8 protein-coding genes are annotated in these 19,377 nt (G+C 69.4%); 6 read left to right on the top strand and 2 right to left on the bottom strand.

Features of this window, described 5'->3' with window-relative positions; genetic code table 11:
* Positions 1–141: 141 nt before the first annotated feature.
* On the bottom strand, positions 142–3,366 hold the full coding sequence (gene putA, locus WG924_RS21370) for a bifunctional proline dehydrogenase/L-glutamate gamma-semialdehyde dehydrogenase PutA (protein WP_345935088.1): 3,225 nt from the start codon (positions 3,364–3,366) through the stop codon (positions 142–144).
* 159 nt (positions 3,367–3,525) lie between these two features.
* Here putA and WG924_RS21375 point away from each other — a divergent pair, with 159 nt between their 5' ends.
* Positions 3,526–4,008 (top strand): Lrp/AsnC ligand binding domain-containing protein, encoded by a 483-nt coding sequence (locus WG924_RS21375; protein ID WP_345935089.1) that lies wholly within the window; start codon positions 3,526–3,528, stop codon positions 4,006–4,008.
* 230 nt (positions 4,009–4,238) lie between these two features.
* Positions 4,239–5,390: an alkene reductase gene (locus WG924_RS21380; protein WP_345935090.1), complete on the top strand. Its 1,152-nt coding sequence runs from the start codon at positions 4,239–4,241 to the stop codon at positions 5,388–5,390.
* A 54-nt stretch (positions 5,391–5,444) separates the two neighbouring features.
* On the opposite strand, the gene WG924_RS21385 is transcribed toward WG924_RS21380, so the two are convergent.
* Positions 5,445–6,257 (bottom strand): enoyl-CoA hydratase, encoded by an 813-nt coding sequence (locus WG924_RS21385; RefSeq protein WP_345935091.1) that lies wholly within the window; start codon positions 6,255–6,257, stop codon positions 5,445–5,447.
* Positions 6,258–6,724: 467 nt separating this feature from the next.
* Between WG924_RS21385 and WG924_RS21390 the strand changes: the two genes are divergently transcribed.
* From WG924_RS21390 to WG924_RS21405, 4 genes are all read left to right on the top strand, one after another.
* Positions 6,725–8,110: a B12-binding domain-containing radical SAM protein gene (locus tag WG924_RS21390; protein WP_345935092.1), complete on the top strand. Its 1,386-nt coding sequence runs from the start codon at positions 6,725–6,727 to the stop codon at positions 8,108–8,110.
* A 128-nt stretch (positions 8,111–8,238) separates the two neighbouring features.
* Positions 8,239–9,771: a B12-binding domain-containing radical SAM protein gene (locus WG924_RS21395; protein WP_345935093.1), complete on the top strand. Its 1,533-nt coding sequence runs from the start codon at positions 8,239–8,241 to the stop codon at positions 9,769–9,771.
* A 37-nt stretch (positions 9,772–9,808) separates the two neighbouring features.
* Positions 9,809–11,647 (top strand): AMP-binding protein, encoded by a 1,839-nt coding sequence (locus WG924_RS21400; RefSeq protein WP_345935094.1) that lies wholly within the window; start codon positions 9,809–9,811, stop codon positions 11,645–11,647.
* A complete protein-coding gene (locus WG924_RS21405) occupies positions 11,644–19,353 on the top strand; it encodes an SDR family NAD(P)-dependent oxidoreductase (protein ID WP_345935095.1) in 7,710 nt (2,569 codons plus the stop codon). Before WG924_RS21400 ends, WG924_RS21405 begins: the two co-directional genes overlap by 4 nt.
* The last annotated feature ends 24 nt before the right edge of the window (positions 19,354–19,377 follow it).

Raw genomic sequence — 19,377 nt, forward strand, 5'->3', positions numbered from 1 at the left:
CGTCCGCGCGGTCGCAGACAAAAAGAGCCTGAAACTCAGGCGCAAGCTCGCAGGCTGGGATGTCAAATACCTCGCTTCCATCCTCGGGTTACCTCTCCGTTAACCTGGATTCGGAGCCCTGCCCCAGCTCCGCCGCTCTCCTCAATCCCCCCCGTCGGCGATGGTGGTCATCAACTGGGTGTCGCCGCCGGCGGCGGCGGTGTTGACCGACAGCACGCGTTCGGTCGCGAAGCGATAGAGATAGCGCGGACCGCCGGCCTTGGGGCCGGTGCCCGACAGGCCCTCGCCGCCGAAGGGCTGGGTGCCGACCACGGCGCCGATCATGCTGCGGTTGACATACAGATTGCCGACCTTCGCCACCGCCGCCACCCGGCGGATGGTCTGGTCGATCCGGCTGTGCACGCCCATGGTCAGGCCATAGCCGAAGCCGTTGATCCGCCGCACCACCGCGTCCAGATCCCGCGCCTTATAGCGCCAGACATGCAGCACCGGGCCGAAGACCTCGCGGGTCAACCGGTCGGGGCTGTCGATGCGATAGGCGACCGGCGCCATGAAATGGCCGGCGGCGGCCGTGGCCTCGGCCACCGGCGCCGCGGCGATCCGGGGCTGGCCGGCGGCCTCCAGCGCCGCGACGTGATCGGTCAGCATCGCCAGCGCCTCGGCATCGATCACCGGCCCGACATCAGTCGCCAGCCGCATCGGATCGCCCACATCCAGCACCGCCATGGCGCCGGCGAGCATGGTCTCGATCCGCTCGGCCACGTCCTCCTGCACGCAGAGCAGCCGCAGGGCCGAACAGCGCTGCCCGGCCGATCCGAAGGCCGAGATCAGCACATCCGCCACCACCTGTTCGGGCAGGGCCGAACTGTCGACGATCATCGCGTTCAGGCCGCCGGTCTCGGCGATCAGCGGCACGATCGGCCCGTCACGCCCGGCCAGGCCGCGATTGATCGCCCGCGCGGTTTCGGTCGATCCGGTGAAGGCCACGCCGGCCACCCGGGCATCGGCCACCAGCCGGCCGCCAATCCGCGCGCCGTCGCCGGGCAGCAGGGCCAGCACCCCCGCCGGCACGCCCGCCGCCAGCATATGGCGCACCGCCCAGGCGGCGATCAGCGGTGTCTGTTCGGCCGGCTTGGCGACCACGGCATTGCCGGCGGCCAGCGCCGCCGCGATCTGGCCGGTGAAGATCGCGAGCGGAAAGTTCCACGGCGAGATGCAGGCGAACACCCCGCGCCCGGCCAGCCGGATCTCGTTGCTCTCGCCCACCGGCCCCGGCAGGACCAGGGGTCCGCTGAAATCGGCGCGGGCGCGGGCGGCGTAATAGCGCAGGAAATCCACCGCCTCGCGGATTTCCGCCAGGGCATCGCCCATGGTCTTGCCAGCCTCGCGCGTCAGCAAGCCGAAGGCACGGGCCTGATCCGCCTCGAACCGCACAGCCACTGCGTCGAGCACGTCGGCGCGCGCGGCACCACCAGCCGCATCCCAGGCCGGTTGTGCCGCGATCCCCGCATCCAGCGCCGCATCCACCGCCGCCGTATCCGTCTCCGCCACCCGGCCCACGGTCATCGACCGGTCGGCAGGGTTGGTCACCGGCTTAAAATCACCGCCAAGATCACGGCCACCGACAATCGCCGAGGCATCGGCCGGCTTCGCCAGCGCCTTTGTGATCCGCGTGTCCAGATCGGCGATCACCAGCGGGTCGGTCAGGTCCATGCCGGCGCTGTTCACCCGTTCCGGCGCATAGATCGCCGGCGGCACCGGCAGTGACGGATTGGGGCGCGAGGCGCGCCCCTTCAACCGCGCCACCGGGTCGCCCACCAGATCGTCGACCGGCACCGTCGGATCGGCCAGCCGGTGGACGAACGAGGTATTGGCGCCGTTTTCCAGCAGCCGGCGGACCAGATAGGGCAGCAGATCCTCATGCGCCCCCACCGGCGCATAGATCCGGCAACTGACCCCACCGCCCCCGCTGCCCTTTGGTGTCTCGCCCTTTGGTGTCTCGCCCTTCGGCGTCTCGCCCAGCACCGCCTCATACAGGGGCTCACCCATGCCATGCAGGCGCTGATATTCGAACCGCCGGTCATTGCCGGCCATCACGTCGATGGCGGCAACGGTATGGGCGTTGTGGGTGGCGAACTGCGGATAGATCCGGTCGCGCGCCGCCAGCATGGCGCGGGCGCAGGCCAGATAGGACACATCCGTCGCTTCCTTGCGGGTGAACACCGGGAACGAGGCGAGCCCGCGTTCCTGCGCGCGCTTGATCTCGGTGTCCCAATAGGCGCCCTTCACCAGCCGCACCGGCATGATCCGGCCGGTCTGCCCGGCAAGCGCCGCCACCCAGTCGATCACCGCATGCGCCCGCTTCTGATAGGCCTGCACCGCCAACCCCAGCCCGTTCCAGCCGGCAAGCGACCGATCGGCGGCGACACGGGCCAGCAGATCCAGCGACGGGTCCAGCCGGTCGGCTTCTTCGGCATCCACGGTCAGGCCGATGCCCGCATCCCTGGCGACGCGCGCCAGATCGGCCAGCCGGCCGCCCAGGGTGTCGAGCATCCGGCCGTCCTTGGCCATCTCATAGCGCGGATGCAGCGCCGACAGCTTCACGGAAATGCTCGGCCGCTGGATCTCGTCCAGATCCGACGGCGCCGCCTTGCCCACGGTCCTGATCGCCGCGTCATAGGCCGCGAGATAGCGCAAGGCATCCGCCTCGGTGCGCGCGCCCTCGCCCAGCATGTCGAAGGAATGCCGCCAGCCCCTGGCCCAGCCCGGCCGGGCGCGTTCCAGCGCCTCGTTGATCGTCCGGCCCTGCACGAACTGCTTTCCCATCATCCGCATGGCCGCGTGCAGCGCCTGACGGATCACCGGCGCGCCCGACCGGGCCACCAGCCGGCCCAGCACCGATGACGGCGCGCCGGCGGTATCTTCCGGCCCCAGCCGCACCACCCGCCCGGTGAGCATCAACCCCCAGGTCGATGCATTCACGAACAGGCTGCCGGCGCGGCCCAGATGGGCATCCCAGTCGGCATCGCCCAGCTTGTCGCGGATCAGCCGGTCGGCGGTGGTGGCGTCGGGCACCCGCAGCAGGCTTTCGGCCAGACACATCAGCACCACACCTTCGCGCGTGCCCAGCCCGTATTCCTTCAGGAAGGCTTCAACGCCCCGCGCCGGCTCGTCGCCCGCCCGCACCTTGGCGACCAGGGCCAAGGCGCGCTCGCGGATCAGCGCGGTCTGTTCCGGCGGCAGGCTGGCGGCCTCGATCAGCCGCGCGGTCACCGCCGCCTCATCGGCAAGCGTCAGGTCGGCGATCCGCCGGCGTCCGGCGTCGGTCGTGGCGGCAAAGGGCTGGGCGTCGGCATCGCGGATCATGATCTGTGTCGTCTCCGATGGGCGGCACGCGGCGCGGGCTGCGCCTGATTGTCTGAGATTAGCGGGATCACCACAGAATGTGCGGCTATTTTGGCAAAACAACCGCTATATTCTCCACGAAAACCCTAGAATGGCAGCATGAATGGCCAGGATATACCCATGACCGACGACAGTGCCGACCCTCGCCCGCTGGACCGGATCGACCGCCGGATTCTGACGGAACTTCAGGCCGACGGCCGGCTGACCAATGTCGAGCTGTCTCGCCGGGTGCATCTGTCGCCGACGCCCTGTCTCGAACGGGTGCGGCGGCTGGAACGTGACGGCTTCATCCGCGGCTATCGCGCCGAACTCGATCCGGAAAAGCTGGGCCGCGCCTTGCTGGTCTATATCGAAGTCAGCCTGGACCGCACCGACGAGACGGTGTTCGAAGCCTTCAAGGCCGCGATCCGCCAGCAGCCGGATGTGCTGGAATGCCACATGGTGGCCGGCGGATTCGACTATCTGGTCAAGGCCCGCCTGGCCGACATGACCGCCTATCGCCGCTTTCTGGGTGATTGTCTGGTCAGCCTGCCGGGCGTGCGCAGCACCCACACCTATGTCGTGATGGAAGAGGTGAAGACCGACGCCCGTCTGCCGGTCTGAGCGATGGCGCCGGCCGGGGATTGTGATCGTTGCGTCGCCCCTGTGGAAACGGCCTGTTCACGGAATCCGCCGCTTCCGCACCGCAACATGCGTGCCTATGTGGTGAATGCAGGCCCGCGGCAGATGACGGGCGCGCCCGGCGCCTCGGCCGGCCCGCGCACCGCCGGACCGGGCCGATGCCATGGCCTCCAGGCCGATGGCAGGTATCTCGATCCGAGGATGACCCGTCGATGACCGACCAGATTTCCGACACCCGCGCCATTTCCGATACCGCCACACTCTCCGACGCCAGGCTGTTCCGCCCGGTGACGCTGGGCTCGATGACCCTTGCCAACCGGGTGGCCATGGCGCCGCTCACCCGTTCGCGCGCCGGCAGCGACGGCGTGCCCTCGCCGCTGGCCGCCACCTATTACGCCCAGCGCGCCGATGCCGGGCTGATCGTGACCGAGGCCACCAATATCAGCGCCCAGGGCCGCGGCTATGCCTGGACGCCCGGCATCTACAACGACGCGCAGGTCGCGGCCTGGAAGCAGATCACCGATGCCGTCCATGCCAGAGGCGGGCGGATCGTGCTGCAGCTCTGGCATGTCGGGCGCATCTCGCACAGCAGCCTTCAGCCGGGCCACGCCCTGCCGGTGGCACCATCGGCGATCCGGGCGGATGGTCAGGCCTTCACCGAAACCGGATTCGTGCCCTTCGAGACCCCGCGCGCGCTGGATGGCGATGAAATCCCCGGCATCATCGAGGATTACCGCAAGGCCAGCCTGAACGCCCGCGCCGCCGGCTTCGACGGGGTCGAGGTCCATGGCGCCAATGGCTATCTGCTGGAACAGTTCCTGCGCTCGTCGACCAATCACCGCAGCGACGACTGGGGCGGGTCGATCGAAAATCGCGCCCGGCTGCTGCTGGCCGCAACCGATGTGGCGATCGAGGTGTTCGGCGCCGACCGCGTGGGCGTGCGGCTGTCGCCGGTGACCCCCGCCAACGACACCGGCCAGGATGACGATCCGGCCGCCCTCTATGGCTATGTCGCCGCCGAACTCGGCCGGCGCAACATCGCCTTCATCCATGTCGTCGAAGGCGCCACCGGCGGCCCGCGCGACAATCAGCCCTTCGATTACGCGGCGCTCAAGGCCGCCTTCGGCAAGCCGGGCTGGATCGTCAACAACGGCTATGACCGCGACAGCGCCATCGCCGCCATCGACAGCGGCGCCGCCGACATGGTCGCCTTCGGCCGGCCCTTCATCTCGAACCCCGATCTGGTCGACCGGCTGCGTCGTGCGGGCCCGCTCGCCCCTCTCGATCGCGACACGCTCTATGGCGGCGGTGCCCAGGGCTATATCGACTATCCCACCCTCTCAGGCAGCATCGCCGCGGCCTGATCGCCTGCTCCCCGGCCCGGGTGGATCCAGGATCCACCCGGGCCTGCATGTTTGTTACCGGCCGATGAAGCGTGGCGCCCGCTTCTCGACGAAGGCCTGCGCCGCCTCGCGGTGATCGGCGCTTTCGGAACAGCGGGTGTGCTGGATCGCCTCAAGGTCCATCACCTCGGCCAGCGTGCCGGTTTCCGCCAGGTTCATGTTGCGCTTGATGGCGGCGAAGGTCAGGGCCGGGCCGGCGGCCAGGCTGGTGGCCAGCCGGCGGGTTTCGGCCTCCAGATCGGCATCGTCGACCACGCTGGTCACCAGCCCCAGCGCCTCGGCACGGCTCATGTCCAGCACCTCGGCGGTAAAATACAGCGCCCGTGCCCGGGCCGGCCCGACCAGCCGGGTCAGGAAATAGCTGCCGCCGAAATCGCCCGACAGCGCCACCTTGGCGAAGGCCGTGGTCATCACCGCCGAACGGGCGGCGATCCGCATGTCACAGGCCAGCGCCAGCGACAACCCGGCACCGGCCGCCGGCCCCGGCAACGCCGCGATGGTCGGCTTGCCCATCTCGTGCAGCCAGCGCGAGGCTTCCATCACCTGCCTGAGTTCGGTCGCCCGGCGCTCGGTGGATTTCGCCGCCTCCGCCTCGGCGGTCTCGGCCATCCGCTTGACGTCGCCACCGGCACAGAACGCCCGGCCGGCGCCGGTCAGCACCACCACCCGCACGGCATCGTCGGTTGCCGCCCGCATCAGCGCCGCCACCAGATCGGCCAGCATCGGCCGCGACATGGCGTTCAGCCGCTCGGGCCGATTCAGGGTCAGCCAGGCGACGCCATCCTCGATGCGTTCCAGAAGTTCGGTCACGGCCGGACGCTCGGTCATCAGGTCTTCCTCCACGGGTCCGGCTTGTCTGCGCCGGATTGGCCCGGGCGCCGCCGCCCGGGTGCCGGCATCCGGCCGGCGGTTGAGCCTACGCCACCGGAATGGCTGAGACAATCGGGCGGCGCGTCCCGACAAGCCGCCGGCCGGCCGGGCACCGCGCGCGGCGTCTCACCATCAGAGCGCGCATCCACGGCATACCCAAATATTCAATAACGACGTTACTAAACTAGAAGGCGACTATATGAGAATCATGATGCAATAAGGTTGTGCCTCGTCTATCGTTAACAGATAAGAAAGACCGGACCGAATGCAGAGGACGCGAAGACGGACCGATCCAGGACGAGGCTCCGGCCGCCTCGTCCGCCCGCTCTGATGGCAGACGATGAGGCTCTTGCACGCTCATCGGGATCTGCGCCAGGGCGGGCCGCATCGGCGCCGCAACCGACGATCCGCCGGGGAGGATGTCCATGAAACGGGTACTTCTGACCACCGCGCCCAAGGAGGCGCTGGTGGAAATGAACGGCATCGGTGGCAATTGGTACGATCGTACCGACACCTATATGGCGTGGACCTGCGCCAACGATCTTGATGACCGGCTGTCGGTCACCTGCCCGCCGACCGGGCTGAACTTCCTGAAGGCCAATGTGCCGGATGTGGAGCTTCTGGAATATCCCACCTGGGCCGAATACGAGAAGGCGCTCGCATCGGAACAATGGGACATGGTCGGGATCAGCTTCTACACCTGGTCGGTGCCGGTGGCGATCCAGATGGCGAAACTTGCCCGCGAATATGGGGTCAAGGACGTCTGGGGCGGCAATTACGGCGCGATCACGCCCGGAATTCAGGCGCATTTCGACCGGCTGATCAAGGGTCCGGGCGAATATGTCCTGCACCAGTATGTTTATGGCCGGCCGCTTGAGCGGGTCGAGCATCCGCCGATGATGGGCTATTCCAGCTTCCGTGGCGTCAGTTCGCCGGTGGGCTATCTCTACAGCAAGCGCGGCTGCAACATCGGCTGCACCTTCTGTTCCACGCCGGTGTTCAACCCCAAGGAAGACGCCATCTTCATGGAGGACATGGAGCGGGCGCTGGATGCCTATAAAGAGAACAGCGTCGCCCATGTCATCATCTATGACGAATCGTTCTTCCTGAAGAACGACATTGCCGAGCGGGTGGTCGACGGGCTGGCCAAACGCGGGCTCGGCTGGATCTGCCTGACCCGCGCCGACCTGCTGCGCGGCCGGATCGAGGAATTGACCGACCGGGGCATGGATGGCGCGATCATCGGCATCGAAAGCTATCGCGACAAGAACATCGCCGATGTCCAGAAGCGCGACGATGTCTATAACGTCCGTGCCACCGTCCGCGAGCTGATCAAAAACGGCCGCCGGGCGCTGGGCACCTTCATGGTCGGCTTCCCCGATGACAGCATCGAGGACATGGAATACGACATCACCCAGCTGGCCGACGAGGGCCTGTTCGCCTGCCAGCTGACCCTGCTCACCCCCTTTCACGGCACCAAGCTGTGGAAGCAGATGGAGCATCTGGTGACCGAGACCGACCTGTCGAAGTTCGATCTCTACAACCTGGTCTGGAACCACGCCAAGATGTCGCCGAGCGAGGCTCGCGACCTGATGGCCTGGGCGCAGCGCAAGGTCAACGATCCCGACATCGTGGCGCAGAAGATCAAGCAGGACATGAAGGACAAGCTTCGGCGCGAGATGGCGGCCAAGCGCGGCGTGCTGCCGGCGGGCAGCCGGCCATCGCGGCTTGGCCTCGGTGGCGTGGGCCTTGGTGGCGGTGCCACCAGCGGCGGCATGGCAGCGGGTGCTTTCGGGTTACCCGACCGCTGATCTGAAGCCGGCCGCTTTGGCCGATCACCCTGTTTTCCAGACAGCACGGCAACCTGCCGGCGGGATCGTGTCGCCGCGGGCTCCCGATGGAGACCCGCGCGCATCCCCGCCCGTCCGAGGGACCGCTGATGAGTGCGCTTAAAGTCCTGGCCATCCAGCTCGGCTTTCATCCCGACTATCCGGATGTGTCGACCCTGGCCACTACCTATAATGACGGCATCTATTACGTCGCCTCGTTCATCGCCGATCAGCTTCCCGAAGCCGAGATCGAGATGTGCCAGATGTTCTGGGGCGAGAAACCGGCGGATTTTCCGCTGGAAGACTATGACGTCATCCTGATCTCGGCGCTGGCCACCCATTTCTGGTCGAACATCCCGACCCTGGAGACGATCAGCCGCAGGCGGCGGCGCGATGCGCTGGTGATCATGGGCGGCCCTCATGCCGCCTTCGCGCCGCATGAGGCGCTGAAATATGCCGATGTCGCGGTGATCGGCGAAGGCGAGCTGCCGACGCTTGAGTTGATCGCGCGTCGCGCATCCGGCGCGACGCTCGATCTGGACGGCATCCCCAACATCGCCTGGATCGGCACCGATGGCCGGCTCCGGGTCAACGACATCAAGCGGTTCGACAAGATCTCGACCAGCATCCGGCCGCAGCTTCTGGCCCGCGCGCCCAAGCTGCACTGGGCGACGGTGTCGATGTCGCGCGGCTGCCCGTTCGACTGTTCGTTCTGCTATGCGATCCGGCTACTGGGCCGCAAGTTCCGCACCAAGACCATCCCCGACATCGTGGCCGAGCTGGACGGCATTCATGCCCAGACCGGCTGCACCCGGTTCTATGTCACCGACCTGAATTTCACCACCCGCCGCGATTTCTGCGAGCAGGTGGCGCGCGCGGTCCGTGACCGGCCCTACAAATTCATCTCGATGAGCCGCATCAACCACGCCGATGACGAGGATCTGGTGCTGGAGATGAAGGCGTCGGGGTTCGACGAATACTGCCTCGGCGTTGAGTCGGAGGATCCCGGCGTGCTGAAGGCCTTCAACAAGAAGGTCGATGCCACCGAGCAGACCCAGCGGCTGTGGCGCTTCGCCGAGAACGACATCTATATCCATTCGGCGATCATCTATGGTCTGGACGAACAGGACCGGGCGGCGATCGAGCGCACGGCCCGCTGGTGCGCCGATGCCCGCATCGTTCATCCCACCTTCGTCTGCCTGGCGGAATATCCGTTCCAGAACCTGCTGTTCGGCGCCCGGCAGGATGTGGAAGACCACCGGATCATCATGGAAGTGCCGACATACCAGCACTATTCGTTTGTCGGCATCTTCCCGCGCCATATGCGTCCGTCGGCGTTGCAGCAGGCGATCCTCGACAGCTACGACATCTTCTTCGAACGGGCCTTCGAGGTGGAAACCCGCCCGCAGCGCCGGATGCGGTTGAAGTCGTATCAGCGCAGCGTGGCGCTGGGGCGCGCGGGCATGGAGCGCCACATCGCCTTTCTGGAAAAGCTGGAGCAGCCCTATTACACCCGCGAGGGCAGCCTGCGCGAGGATCTGATCCGGTCCGATTTCGAGGACCGCCACGGCGCCACCCGCGACTGGCTGGCCGGCACCGCCCGCGGCGCCGAACCCGCCTTCGCCAAGGCCTATGCCAGATAGGCCGGCACGTCATGCCAACGAGGCCGGGGCCCGCCTGATGACCGCTGCAACTGCCATCCCCTCCCATCCCGACGACGCGGGCCGCCGCTTCGCGGGCTTCCTTGATGCCCTGCCCGCGCGCACCGCCTGGGCCGCCGTCGCCCGCATGGCCGAGACGCAGCCCCATGCGGCCGGCTTGCGCGTGATCGAGCGTGGCGGCGGCGAGGCGGTGCTGACCCGGGCCGATCTGGCGACGCTGGCCACCGCCGGCGCCCGGGCGCTGGCGGCGGCGGGGATCGTCGCCGGCGACCGGGTGGTTCTGGCGCTGCCGGCTTCGCGGCTGTTTCTGGCTTTCTATCTGGGCGCCGGCGCATCGGGAGTGCTGCCGGTGGTGGTGGCACCGCCGCCGGTGCCTGTGCCGGCGGCCGGGCGCCAGCATCTGGCCGATATCGCGCGGCGGGCCGAGGCCCGGTTGATCATCGCCGAGGCCGCCACCATGGCGGCCCTGGCCGCCGATGGCGACGGCGCGCTCGCCGACGCGCCCGGCGCCCGGCTTGCCGCCGCCGATGCCCTGCTCGCCGCCGGCCTGAAGGCGCCGATGCCGGTGCTGGGGCATGATCCGCGCGGCATCGCCCATCTTCAGCAGACATCCGGATCGACCGGCAGCCCGAAGCTCGCCGTGGTTCACCACGACCGGCTGGCGGCCAATCTGGCCCAGATCGGCGCCGCGATCTGCACCACGCCCGCGGACGTCACCGGCGACGTGCTGGTCTCGTGGCTGCCGCTGTCGCACGATATGGGGCTGGTCGGGCTGAATTATGCCCTGCATTGGGGCATCGGCATGGTGCTGGCCGATACGGCCGAGTTTCTGCGCAACCCGATGAACTGGCCGGGCTGGATGTCGCGCCATCGCGGCACATTGTCGCCGGCGCCCAACAGCGCCTTCCAGATGTGCGCGCGGCTGGCCCGGTTGCGGCCGCCGCGCGGACTGGACCTCAGCGGCTGGCGGGTGGCGCTGTGCGGGGCCGAGCCGGTCCACGCCCGCACCCTGAACGGCTTCGCCCAGGCCTTTGGCGACCACGGTTTCGCGCCGGCGGCGCTGCGGCCGGTCTATGGTCTGGCCGAGGCGACGCTGGCCGCGGCGATCCCGCCCGTCGGCGGCTGTGTGGTCGACCGGATCGATGCCGACCGGCTGGCCGAGGATGGCCGCGCGGTCACAGCCGGCGACACCGTCGCGCGTCATCTCGACGCCGTGACCCTGGGGCCGGCGGTGCCGGGAGCGGCGCTCAGGATCGCCGGCGCCGATGGGAACGAACTGCCCGACCGGCAGGTGGGCGAGATCGAGATCTTCAGCCCGGCGGCGGTTCAGGGTTATTGGCTGGACCCGGCCGAAAGCGCCCGGCTGTATCGGCCCGATGGCTGGCTGCGCACCGGTGATCTGGGCTATCTGGCCGGGGGCCGGCTGCATGTCACCGGCCGGGCCAAGGATCTGCTGATCTTAGGCGGGCGCAATTTCACCCCCGCCCAGATCGAGGATGTGGCCGAGGCCGCGGCCGATGCCGCGGTCACACCGGCGGTGATCGCGATCGGCCTGACGGATGAGGCCATCGGCACCGAGGCGCTGCACCTGCTGCTCGACACACGTCTTGGCCCCGAGGACGCGCGCCCGGCGATCGCCCAGGCGATCCGCGACGCGCTGAACGACGCCTTCGGCCTGACCGGCATCGGCACCCACTGGATCGCCGCCGGCCTGATCCCGCGCACCCCCAGCGGCAAGGTTCAGCGCTTCCGCTGCCGCGACATCGTCGCCACCCGCCTCGCGGACCGCCAACAGGCTGCCCCCACCAAGACTGACCCCACGAAGACTGCCCCCACGAACGGGAGGATCACCGGATGAACGCGCCCAAAGACCCCGCCTTCAAGGCCGAGCCGCTGATTCCTGCCGATGTCCGGGCCGCCGATGCCGGCGCCGCCCCGCTTGAGCCGATCGCCATCCTGGGCATCGGCTGCCGCCTGCCCGGCGGTGCCGACGGCCCGGCCGCATTCTGGCAGATGCTGCGCGACCGGGTGGATGCCGTGCGCGAGGTGCCGGCCGACCGCTGGAACGCGGCGCTGTTCCATCATCCCGACCCGGCATCGCGCCCCGGCACCATCGGCACCCGCATGGGCGGGTTCATGGCCGATATCGACAAGTTCGATCCCGGCTTCTTCGGCATCTCGCCGCGTGAGGCGCAGTTGATGGACCCCCAGCAGCGGCTGCTGCTGGAAGCGGCCGTGGATGCGATCGAGGATGCCGGGCTGGGGCTTGAGCGGCTGGACGGGTCGGAGACCGGCGTGTTCATCGGCATCGCGGCTTATGACTATGCCGAGATCCAGCACGGGATGAACAATCGCGAGCTGATTTCCGGCCACACCAATACCGGCCTCGCGCTGTCGATCGCCGCCAACCGGATCAGCTATCTGCTGAACCTGAAGGGCCCCAGCGTCGCGGTCGATACCGCCTGCTCGTCGTCGCTGGTGGCGCTGCATCTGGCCTGTCAGTCGCTGCGCAGCGGCGAAAGCCGGATGGCGATCGTCGGCGGCGTCAACGCGATCCTGAAGCCGGAGCCGACCATCGGCTTCAGCCGCGCATCGATGCTGTCACCCGATGGCCGCTGCAAGACCTTCGATGCCCGCGCCAATGGCTATACCCGTGGCGAGGGCGCCGGCATCGTGGTGCTGAAGCCGCTGTCGGCGGCGCTTGCCGATGGCGACCCGGTCTATGCGGTGATCCGGGCGACGGTGGTCAATCAGGATGGTCATACCAACGGCATGACCGTGCCGGGCGAGGATGCCCAGGCCCGGATGCTGGCGACCGCCTATGCCCGCGCCGGGGTGGTCCCCGGCCATATCCAGTATATGGAGGCCCATGGCACCGGCACGCCCGTGGGTGACCCGATCGAGGCCCGGGCGCTTGGCCGGGTGCTGGCCCAGGGCCGCCCCGCCGGCACCGCCTGCGTGGTCGGATCGGTGAAGACCAATATCGGGCATCTTGAAGCCGCGGCCGGGATTGCCGGTCTGATCAAGGCGACCCTGGCGCTGCATCACCGGCGGATTCCGTCGAATCTGAACTTCCAGAGCCCCAACCCGGCGATCGATTTCGATGGGTTGATGCTGAGGGTGGCGACCGAGGACCAGCCCTGGCCCGAGAATGGCCATACCGCCCGCGCCGGTGTGAATTCATTCGGCTTCGGCGGTACCAACGCCCATGCGGTGCTGGAAGCGGCCCCGCCCGAGGCGGTGCCCGCCATCCGCTTCGATGACGACGCGACACCCCTGTCCGACGCGGCCGAGACGCGGCCAGTGCTGCTGCCGGTATCGGCCCGTGGCGCCGAGGCGCTGTCGGGCGCCGCCACCGCCCTGGCCGACGCCCTGGCGACACCGGCGCTGATCGCCCGCCCCCTGGCCGACATTGCCGCCTGGGCCGGCGCCCGGCGCAGCCAGCATGATCACCGTCTGGCGGTGATCGCCGCCGATCATGGCGAGGCGGCGGAGCGGCTGCGCGATGCCGCCGCCGGCACGGCGGGGCCCGGCATCATCGCCGGACGCGGCCGCGCCGCCAGCCGGCCCGCCGATCCGGTGTTCGTGTTCTCTGGCATGGGCCCGCAATGGTGGGCGATGGGCCGGCAGTTGATCGCGGGCGAGCCGTTGTTCCGGGCCACGATCGAGGAATGCGACGCGCTTCTGAAGGCGGCTGGCGCGCCATGGTCGCTGATGGACGAGATGCTGCGCCCGGAAGCGCAAAGCCTGATGGCCGAGACCTATATCTCGCAGCCGTCGAATTTCGCCCTGCAAGTGGGGCTGGCCCGGCTGTGGCGGCATTGGGGAATCAGACCATCCGCGATCGTCGGCCACTCGACCGGTGAAGCCGCCGCCGCCCATGTGGCGGGCCAACTGGATCTGGCCACCGCCTGCACCGTGATCTATCACCGGTCGCGCGTGCAGCAGCGGGCCAGCGGCAAGGGCCGGATGCTGGCCGCGGCCCTGACCGAGGCCGAGGCGCTGGAGCGGATCGCCCCGGTCGCCGACCGGGTGTCGATCGCGGCGATGAACGGCCCCGGCATCCTGACCCTGGCCGGTGATGCCGAGCCCTTGGAGGCGATCGCGGCCGGGCTTGCCGAGGACGGCCGGTTCAACCGCTTCCTGACCGTGGCGGTGCCGTTCCACAGTCACCACATGGACCCGCTGCGCGCGGATCTGGAGGCATCGCTGGCGGCGATCCGCCCGACGGCGGCGACCACCCCGCTCTATTCCACCGTCACCGGCGCCCGTGCCGACGATCTGCCCTATGACGCCGCCTATTGGTGGCGCAATGTCCGCCAGCCGGTGCGCTTCGCCGATGCGATCCGCGCCCTGATCGCCGATGGCCATGACAGCTTCCTTGAGATCGGCCCGCATCCGGTGATTTCGTCGTCGGTCGACGACACCGCCGGCGAGGCCGGCAGCAAGGTGCGCACCGCCCATTCGCTGCGCCGCCAGACCGATGAACGCAGCGTGCTGCTGACCAATCTGGCCCAGTTGTACACGGCCGGCCATGACATCGACTGGCTGGCGGTGAACGGCGATCGCCAGGCCACCACCGAGAGCGGCCACCGGCCGGCGCCGGTGCCCCTGCCCGCCTATGCCTGGCAGCACAAGCGCTATTGGCAGGAGGCGGCGGAAAGCCTGGATGGTCGCGTGGGCGTGCCACCACATCCGTTCATCGGCCGCAAGCTGGCGAGCGGCCTGCCGCTGCGCGAGATCCGCATCGATCTGGACCGCCTGCCCTTCCTGGCCGATCACGCGGTTGGCGGATCGGTGCTGTTCCCCGGCGCCGGCTTCATCGAGGCCGGCATCGCCGCCTGGACCGCCGAGACCGGCAGCCGGCCCGGTTCGGTCGAGGATATCCGCTTCCTGAAGGCCCTGATCCTGGGCGCCGACCGGGCGGTGAAGCTGCAGGTGGCGCTGGACCCTTCAACCGGCGGCGCGCGCATTCTGTCGCGGCCACTGGGCGAGGACGACGCCCCGTGGGCGCTGCACGCCACCATGACCCTGAAGCCGCAGACCGCCGCCCATGGCCATGCCCAGGCGGTGGACCTGGCGGCGGCGGCCGCGCGTTGCGACCAGGGTGTGGCCGATCGCGGCTATGGCGCCTTCACCGCGCGCGGGCTTGCCTATGGCCCGGCCTTCCAGGGCATCGCGGCGCTGAACCGGGGCGCCGGCGAGGCGCTGGCCCGGATCGTGCTGCCCGACGCCGCGCGCGGCAACGATGGCGCCGGCGACGCCACTGGTGGCTATACCCTGCATCCGTCGGTGCTGGACGCCTGCTTCCAGGCGGTGCTGGGCGCGATCGAGGGCACGGCCGCGGCATCGGGCGCCTATCTGCCGGTGGCCGTGGAGCGGCTGCGGCTGCTGGCGCCGGTCGCCACCGATCCCGACATGGTTCTGAACGCCCATGCCCGGCTGCTGACGCTGAATTCGAAACAGCTTGATGCCGATATCCGTCTGACCGACGCCACCGGCCGGGTGCTGGTCGAGGTGCAGGGCTTCACCTGCATGGCGCTGGATCAGGCCGGCGCCGGCGGGCGCGGCGAGGCGGCACAGCTCGACCGCCGGCTGTTCGCCGAACACTGGGTGGAGCAGGCCGCCGGCGTGGTGGCGACCGACCTGCCCGCCCCGGCCGATCTGGTGGCCGAGGTGACACCGCTGCTGCCGCCGCTGGTCGATCGGCTGGGCCGCGCCGGATATTACGCCGAGGCTCAACCGCTGCTGGACCGGCTGACGGCGGCCTATGCCAATGCCGCTTTCACCGAACTGGGCGCCGATCCCGCAGCGCTGGATGTCGCCGCGGCTTTGGCGGATACCGTCGACCCGGTCCATCACCGGCTGCTGGCCCGGCTGGCCGCCGTCGCCCGCGCCGAAGGTGAGGCGGCACGCGTGCCGCCCGAGAGTGTGCTGGCGCTGATCGAACAGCGTCATCCCGAGCTTGAGCCCGAACTGGTGCTGATCCGGCGTTGCGGCGCGGCACTGGCCCGGGTGCTGACCGGCGCGCAGGATCCGCTGGATCTGATCTTCCCCGATGGCGCCCAGACCGATGCCGAGCGGGTCTATCGCGACAGCCGCAGCTTCGGCACCTATAACCTGATTCTGGAACAGGCCGTTCGGGCGCTGGTCGACCGGCTGCCCGCCGACCGGGCGATCCGCGTGCTGGAGATCGGCGCCGGCACCGGCGCCACCGCCGCCCATCTGCTGCCGGCCCTGCCATCGGCGCGCACCGATTATGTCTTCACCGACATCTCGACCGCCTTCACCGCCAAGGCCGAGCAGAAATTCCGCGACCACGGCTTCGTCCGCTATCGGCTGCTCGACATCGAGAAAGATCCGGCGGCGCAGGGCTTCGCGCCGGCAAGCTTCGATCTGGTGATTGCCACCGACAGCCTGCATGCCACCCGCGCCATCGACCGCACCCTTGGCCACGCGACCGGCCTGCTGCGCCCCGGCGGCCTGATGGCGCTGGTGGAGCTGACGGCACCGCCGCCCTGGTTCGATCTGGTGTTCGGCATGCTGAAGGGCTGGTGGGCGTTCGACGACGCCGAGGCCCGCCCTGCCCATGCCTGCATGGCGCTGCCGGCCTGGGAAGCGGCCCTTGCCCGCGCCGGATGCGACACGGTGGCGGCACTCAGCGACCGCGCCGATGGCGGCCCCACGGTGCACAGCGTGATCCTGGCCCGCCGGTCGACCACCGCCCAGGCGCTGCCGGTCGGCACCGACCCGATCGGCGCCGAGGACACTGGCGGCGACGCGCTCGACAGCCTGCTGGGGCTGAGCACCATGACCCGGGCGAAACCCGGCTGGCTGGTGCTGGGCGACGGCCGCGGCGTCGGTGCGGCACTGGCGCGGTCGCTTGAGGAATGCGGCCATCCGGTGCTGCTGGCCGGTGGAGAGGACGCCCGCCGGATTCCGGCGCTGATCGACCGGGCGATGGCGGCACTGCCTGAGATCGGCGGCATCGTTCATCTGTGGTCGCTGGATGCGGGGCCGACCGAGGCCGCCGACATGGCGGCGGTGGAGGCCGCCGGCGCCGGCGCCCTGCTCGACCTCGTCAGATCGGTCACCGATCCCAGCTTCGGCAACCCGCCGCGTCTGGTGGTGGTGACGGCCGGCGCCAGACGCGCCACCCCGGCCGATCCGGCGCCGGAGGCCGCACAGGCCCCGGCCTGGGGTTTTGCGCGCGTGCTGACCAACGAGCATCCGGAACTGGGCACGGTGATGGTCGACCTGTCGGCCGCAGCCGATGGCGAGACCGGGGCTGAAGTCGAGGCCCTGGCCGCGATCTGTGCCGAGGGCGCCGGGGCTGAAACAGAGATCACCCTGCGCGGCGCGCGCACCTATGTCGCCCGCATCCGCCCCGAGACCGTCGACAGTCTGCGCCGCCGGGCGCTGGACCCGCGCCCCGTGCAGGCCGACACCGCCTTCCGGCTCAACGCGCTGAAGCTGGGCGCGCTCGACAATCTGATGCTGACCGAGATCACGGTGCCCGAGCCCGGCCCCGACGAGGTCGAGATCGCGGTCGCCTTCACCGGCCTGAATTTCCGCGACGTCATGAAGGTGATGGGCATCTATCCCACCGAGGGCGACGAACCGCTGGTGCTGGGCGACGAGGTTTCGGGCCATGTGGTCCGCGTCGGCCCCGGCGTCACCGATCTGGCCCCCGGCGACCGGGTGATCGCGATCGCGCCCGGCTTCGCCAGCCGCACCGTGGTCAAGCGCGGTTTCGTGGCAAGGTTGCCCGATGGCGTGGCCCTGGATGGCGGCGCCACGATACCGATCACCTTCGTGACGGTGTGGTATGCGCTGCATCATCTGGCCCGCGCCGAGGCGGGGGAACGCATCCTGATCCATGCCGCCGCCGGCGGCGTGGGGTTGACCGCCATCCAGGTGGCGAAACGCGCGGGGCTGGAGATCCACGCCACCGCCGGTTCGCCCGAAAAGCGCGCCTTCATCCGCGGCCTTGGTGTCACCCACATCTATGACAGCCGCAGCCTGGATTTCGCCGACCAGATCATGGAGGCCACCGGCGGCGAAGGCGTCGACATGGTGCTGAACTCCCTGGCCGGCGAGGCGATCCCCAAATCGCTGGGGGTGTTGCGCGCCTATGGCCGGTTCCTGGAGATCGGCAAGACCGACATCTATGGCAACAGCCGCATCGGGCTCCGTCCGTTCCGCAACAACCTGTCCTATTTCGCCATCGATCTGGACCGGGTGTTCCGGGAGCGCCCGAAACTGGCCGCCCGGCTGATGACCGAAGTGGCTGGCGCCTTCGCGCAAGGCACAGATGGCGGGCCGGCGCTGGAACCGCTGCCGCGCCGGGTGTGGCCGGTGTCGCGCGCCGAACAGGCCTTCCGCCACATGGCGCAGGCCCGGCATATCGGCAAGATCGTGCTGGACATGGCGGACACCCAGGCCCGCATCGCGCGGCCGCTGCCCCGGCCGCTGCCGCTGAAGGCCGACGGCACCTATCTGCTGACCGGCGGGCTGGGTGGCTTCGGGCTGGCGGTCGCCGACTGGCTGGTGGCACGCGGTGCCGGCACCGTGGTGCTGGCCGGCCGGTCGGGCGCCGCGACGCCCGAGGCGCAGGCCGGGGTGGACCGGCTGCGGTCGGGTGGCGCGCGGGTGCGGGTTGAACGCTGCGACATCACCGACCGTGCCGCCGTCGATGCCATGCTGGCCCGGATCAGGGCCGAGCTGCCGCCGCTGCGGGGTGTGCTGCACGCCGCCATGGTGCTGGACGACGACCATGTGCTGAACCTGGATCGCGACCGGCTGGCGCGGGTGACCGCGCCCAAGGTTCAGGGTGCGCTGAACCTGCATCTGGCGACCCGGGATGACCCGATCGAGCTGTTCATGATGTTCAGTTCGTTCGCGGCCATGGTCGGCAATCCCGGTCAGGCCAATTACGTCGCCGCCAATCAGTATCTGGTGGCGCTGGCCGAGCGCCGGCGCGCACAGGGCCTGCCGGCGCTGGTGGTGGATTGGGGCGCGATCGGCGGGGTTGGCTATGTGGCGGCCCATGACGAGATCGCCCGGCATTTCGAACGCCATGGCCTGACCCCGGTTCAGGCGCCGGATGCGCTGGCGGCCCTTGAGGCGCTGCTCGGCGCCGGCGCCGTCGCCACCGGCGTGATCGACATCGACTGGGCGAAGTGGGCGCGCTACCTGCCGGAAATCGCCCGCAACCCGCGCTATGGCGACCTGCCGATGACCGAGGGTGCGGCTGGCGGCCAGGGCGGCGGCGATGGCGGCGAGCAGATCCTGGCGCAGATCCTGGATGCCGCCGGCGAGGACCGCCCGGCGCTGTTGCAGGCGGCGCTGGCCGACCGGCTGGCGACCGTGCTCGGCACCAGCGCCGATGCCCTGGACACAAGCCAGCCGCTGGCCGATCTGGGCCTGGACAGCCTGATGGCGGTGGAGTTGAGCTGTCTGATCGAGGATGACCTGGGCGTGAAGACCCCCGCGATCGAATTGACCCAGAGCCCGTCTCTCTCCAAGCTAACGGAACGGTTGCTGACTGCGATCGCACCCTGAACCAGAAGCTTCACGAACAGCCGG

Source organism: Tistrella arctica (genome assembly GCF_039630945.1).
GTDB classification, from domain to species: domain Bacteria; phylum Pseudomonadota; class Alphaproteobacteria; order Tistrellales; family Tistrellaceae; genus Tistrella; species Tistrella bauzanensis.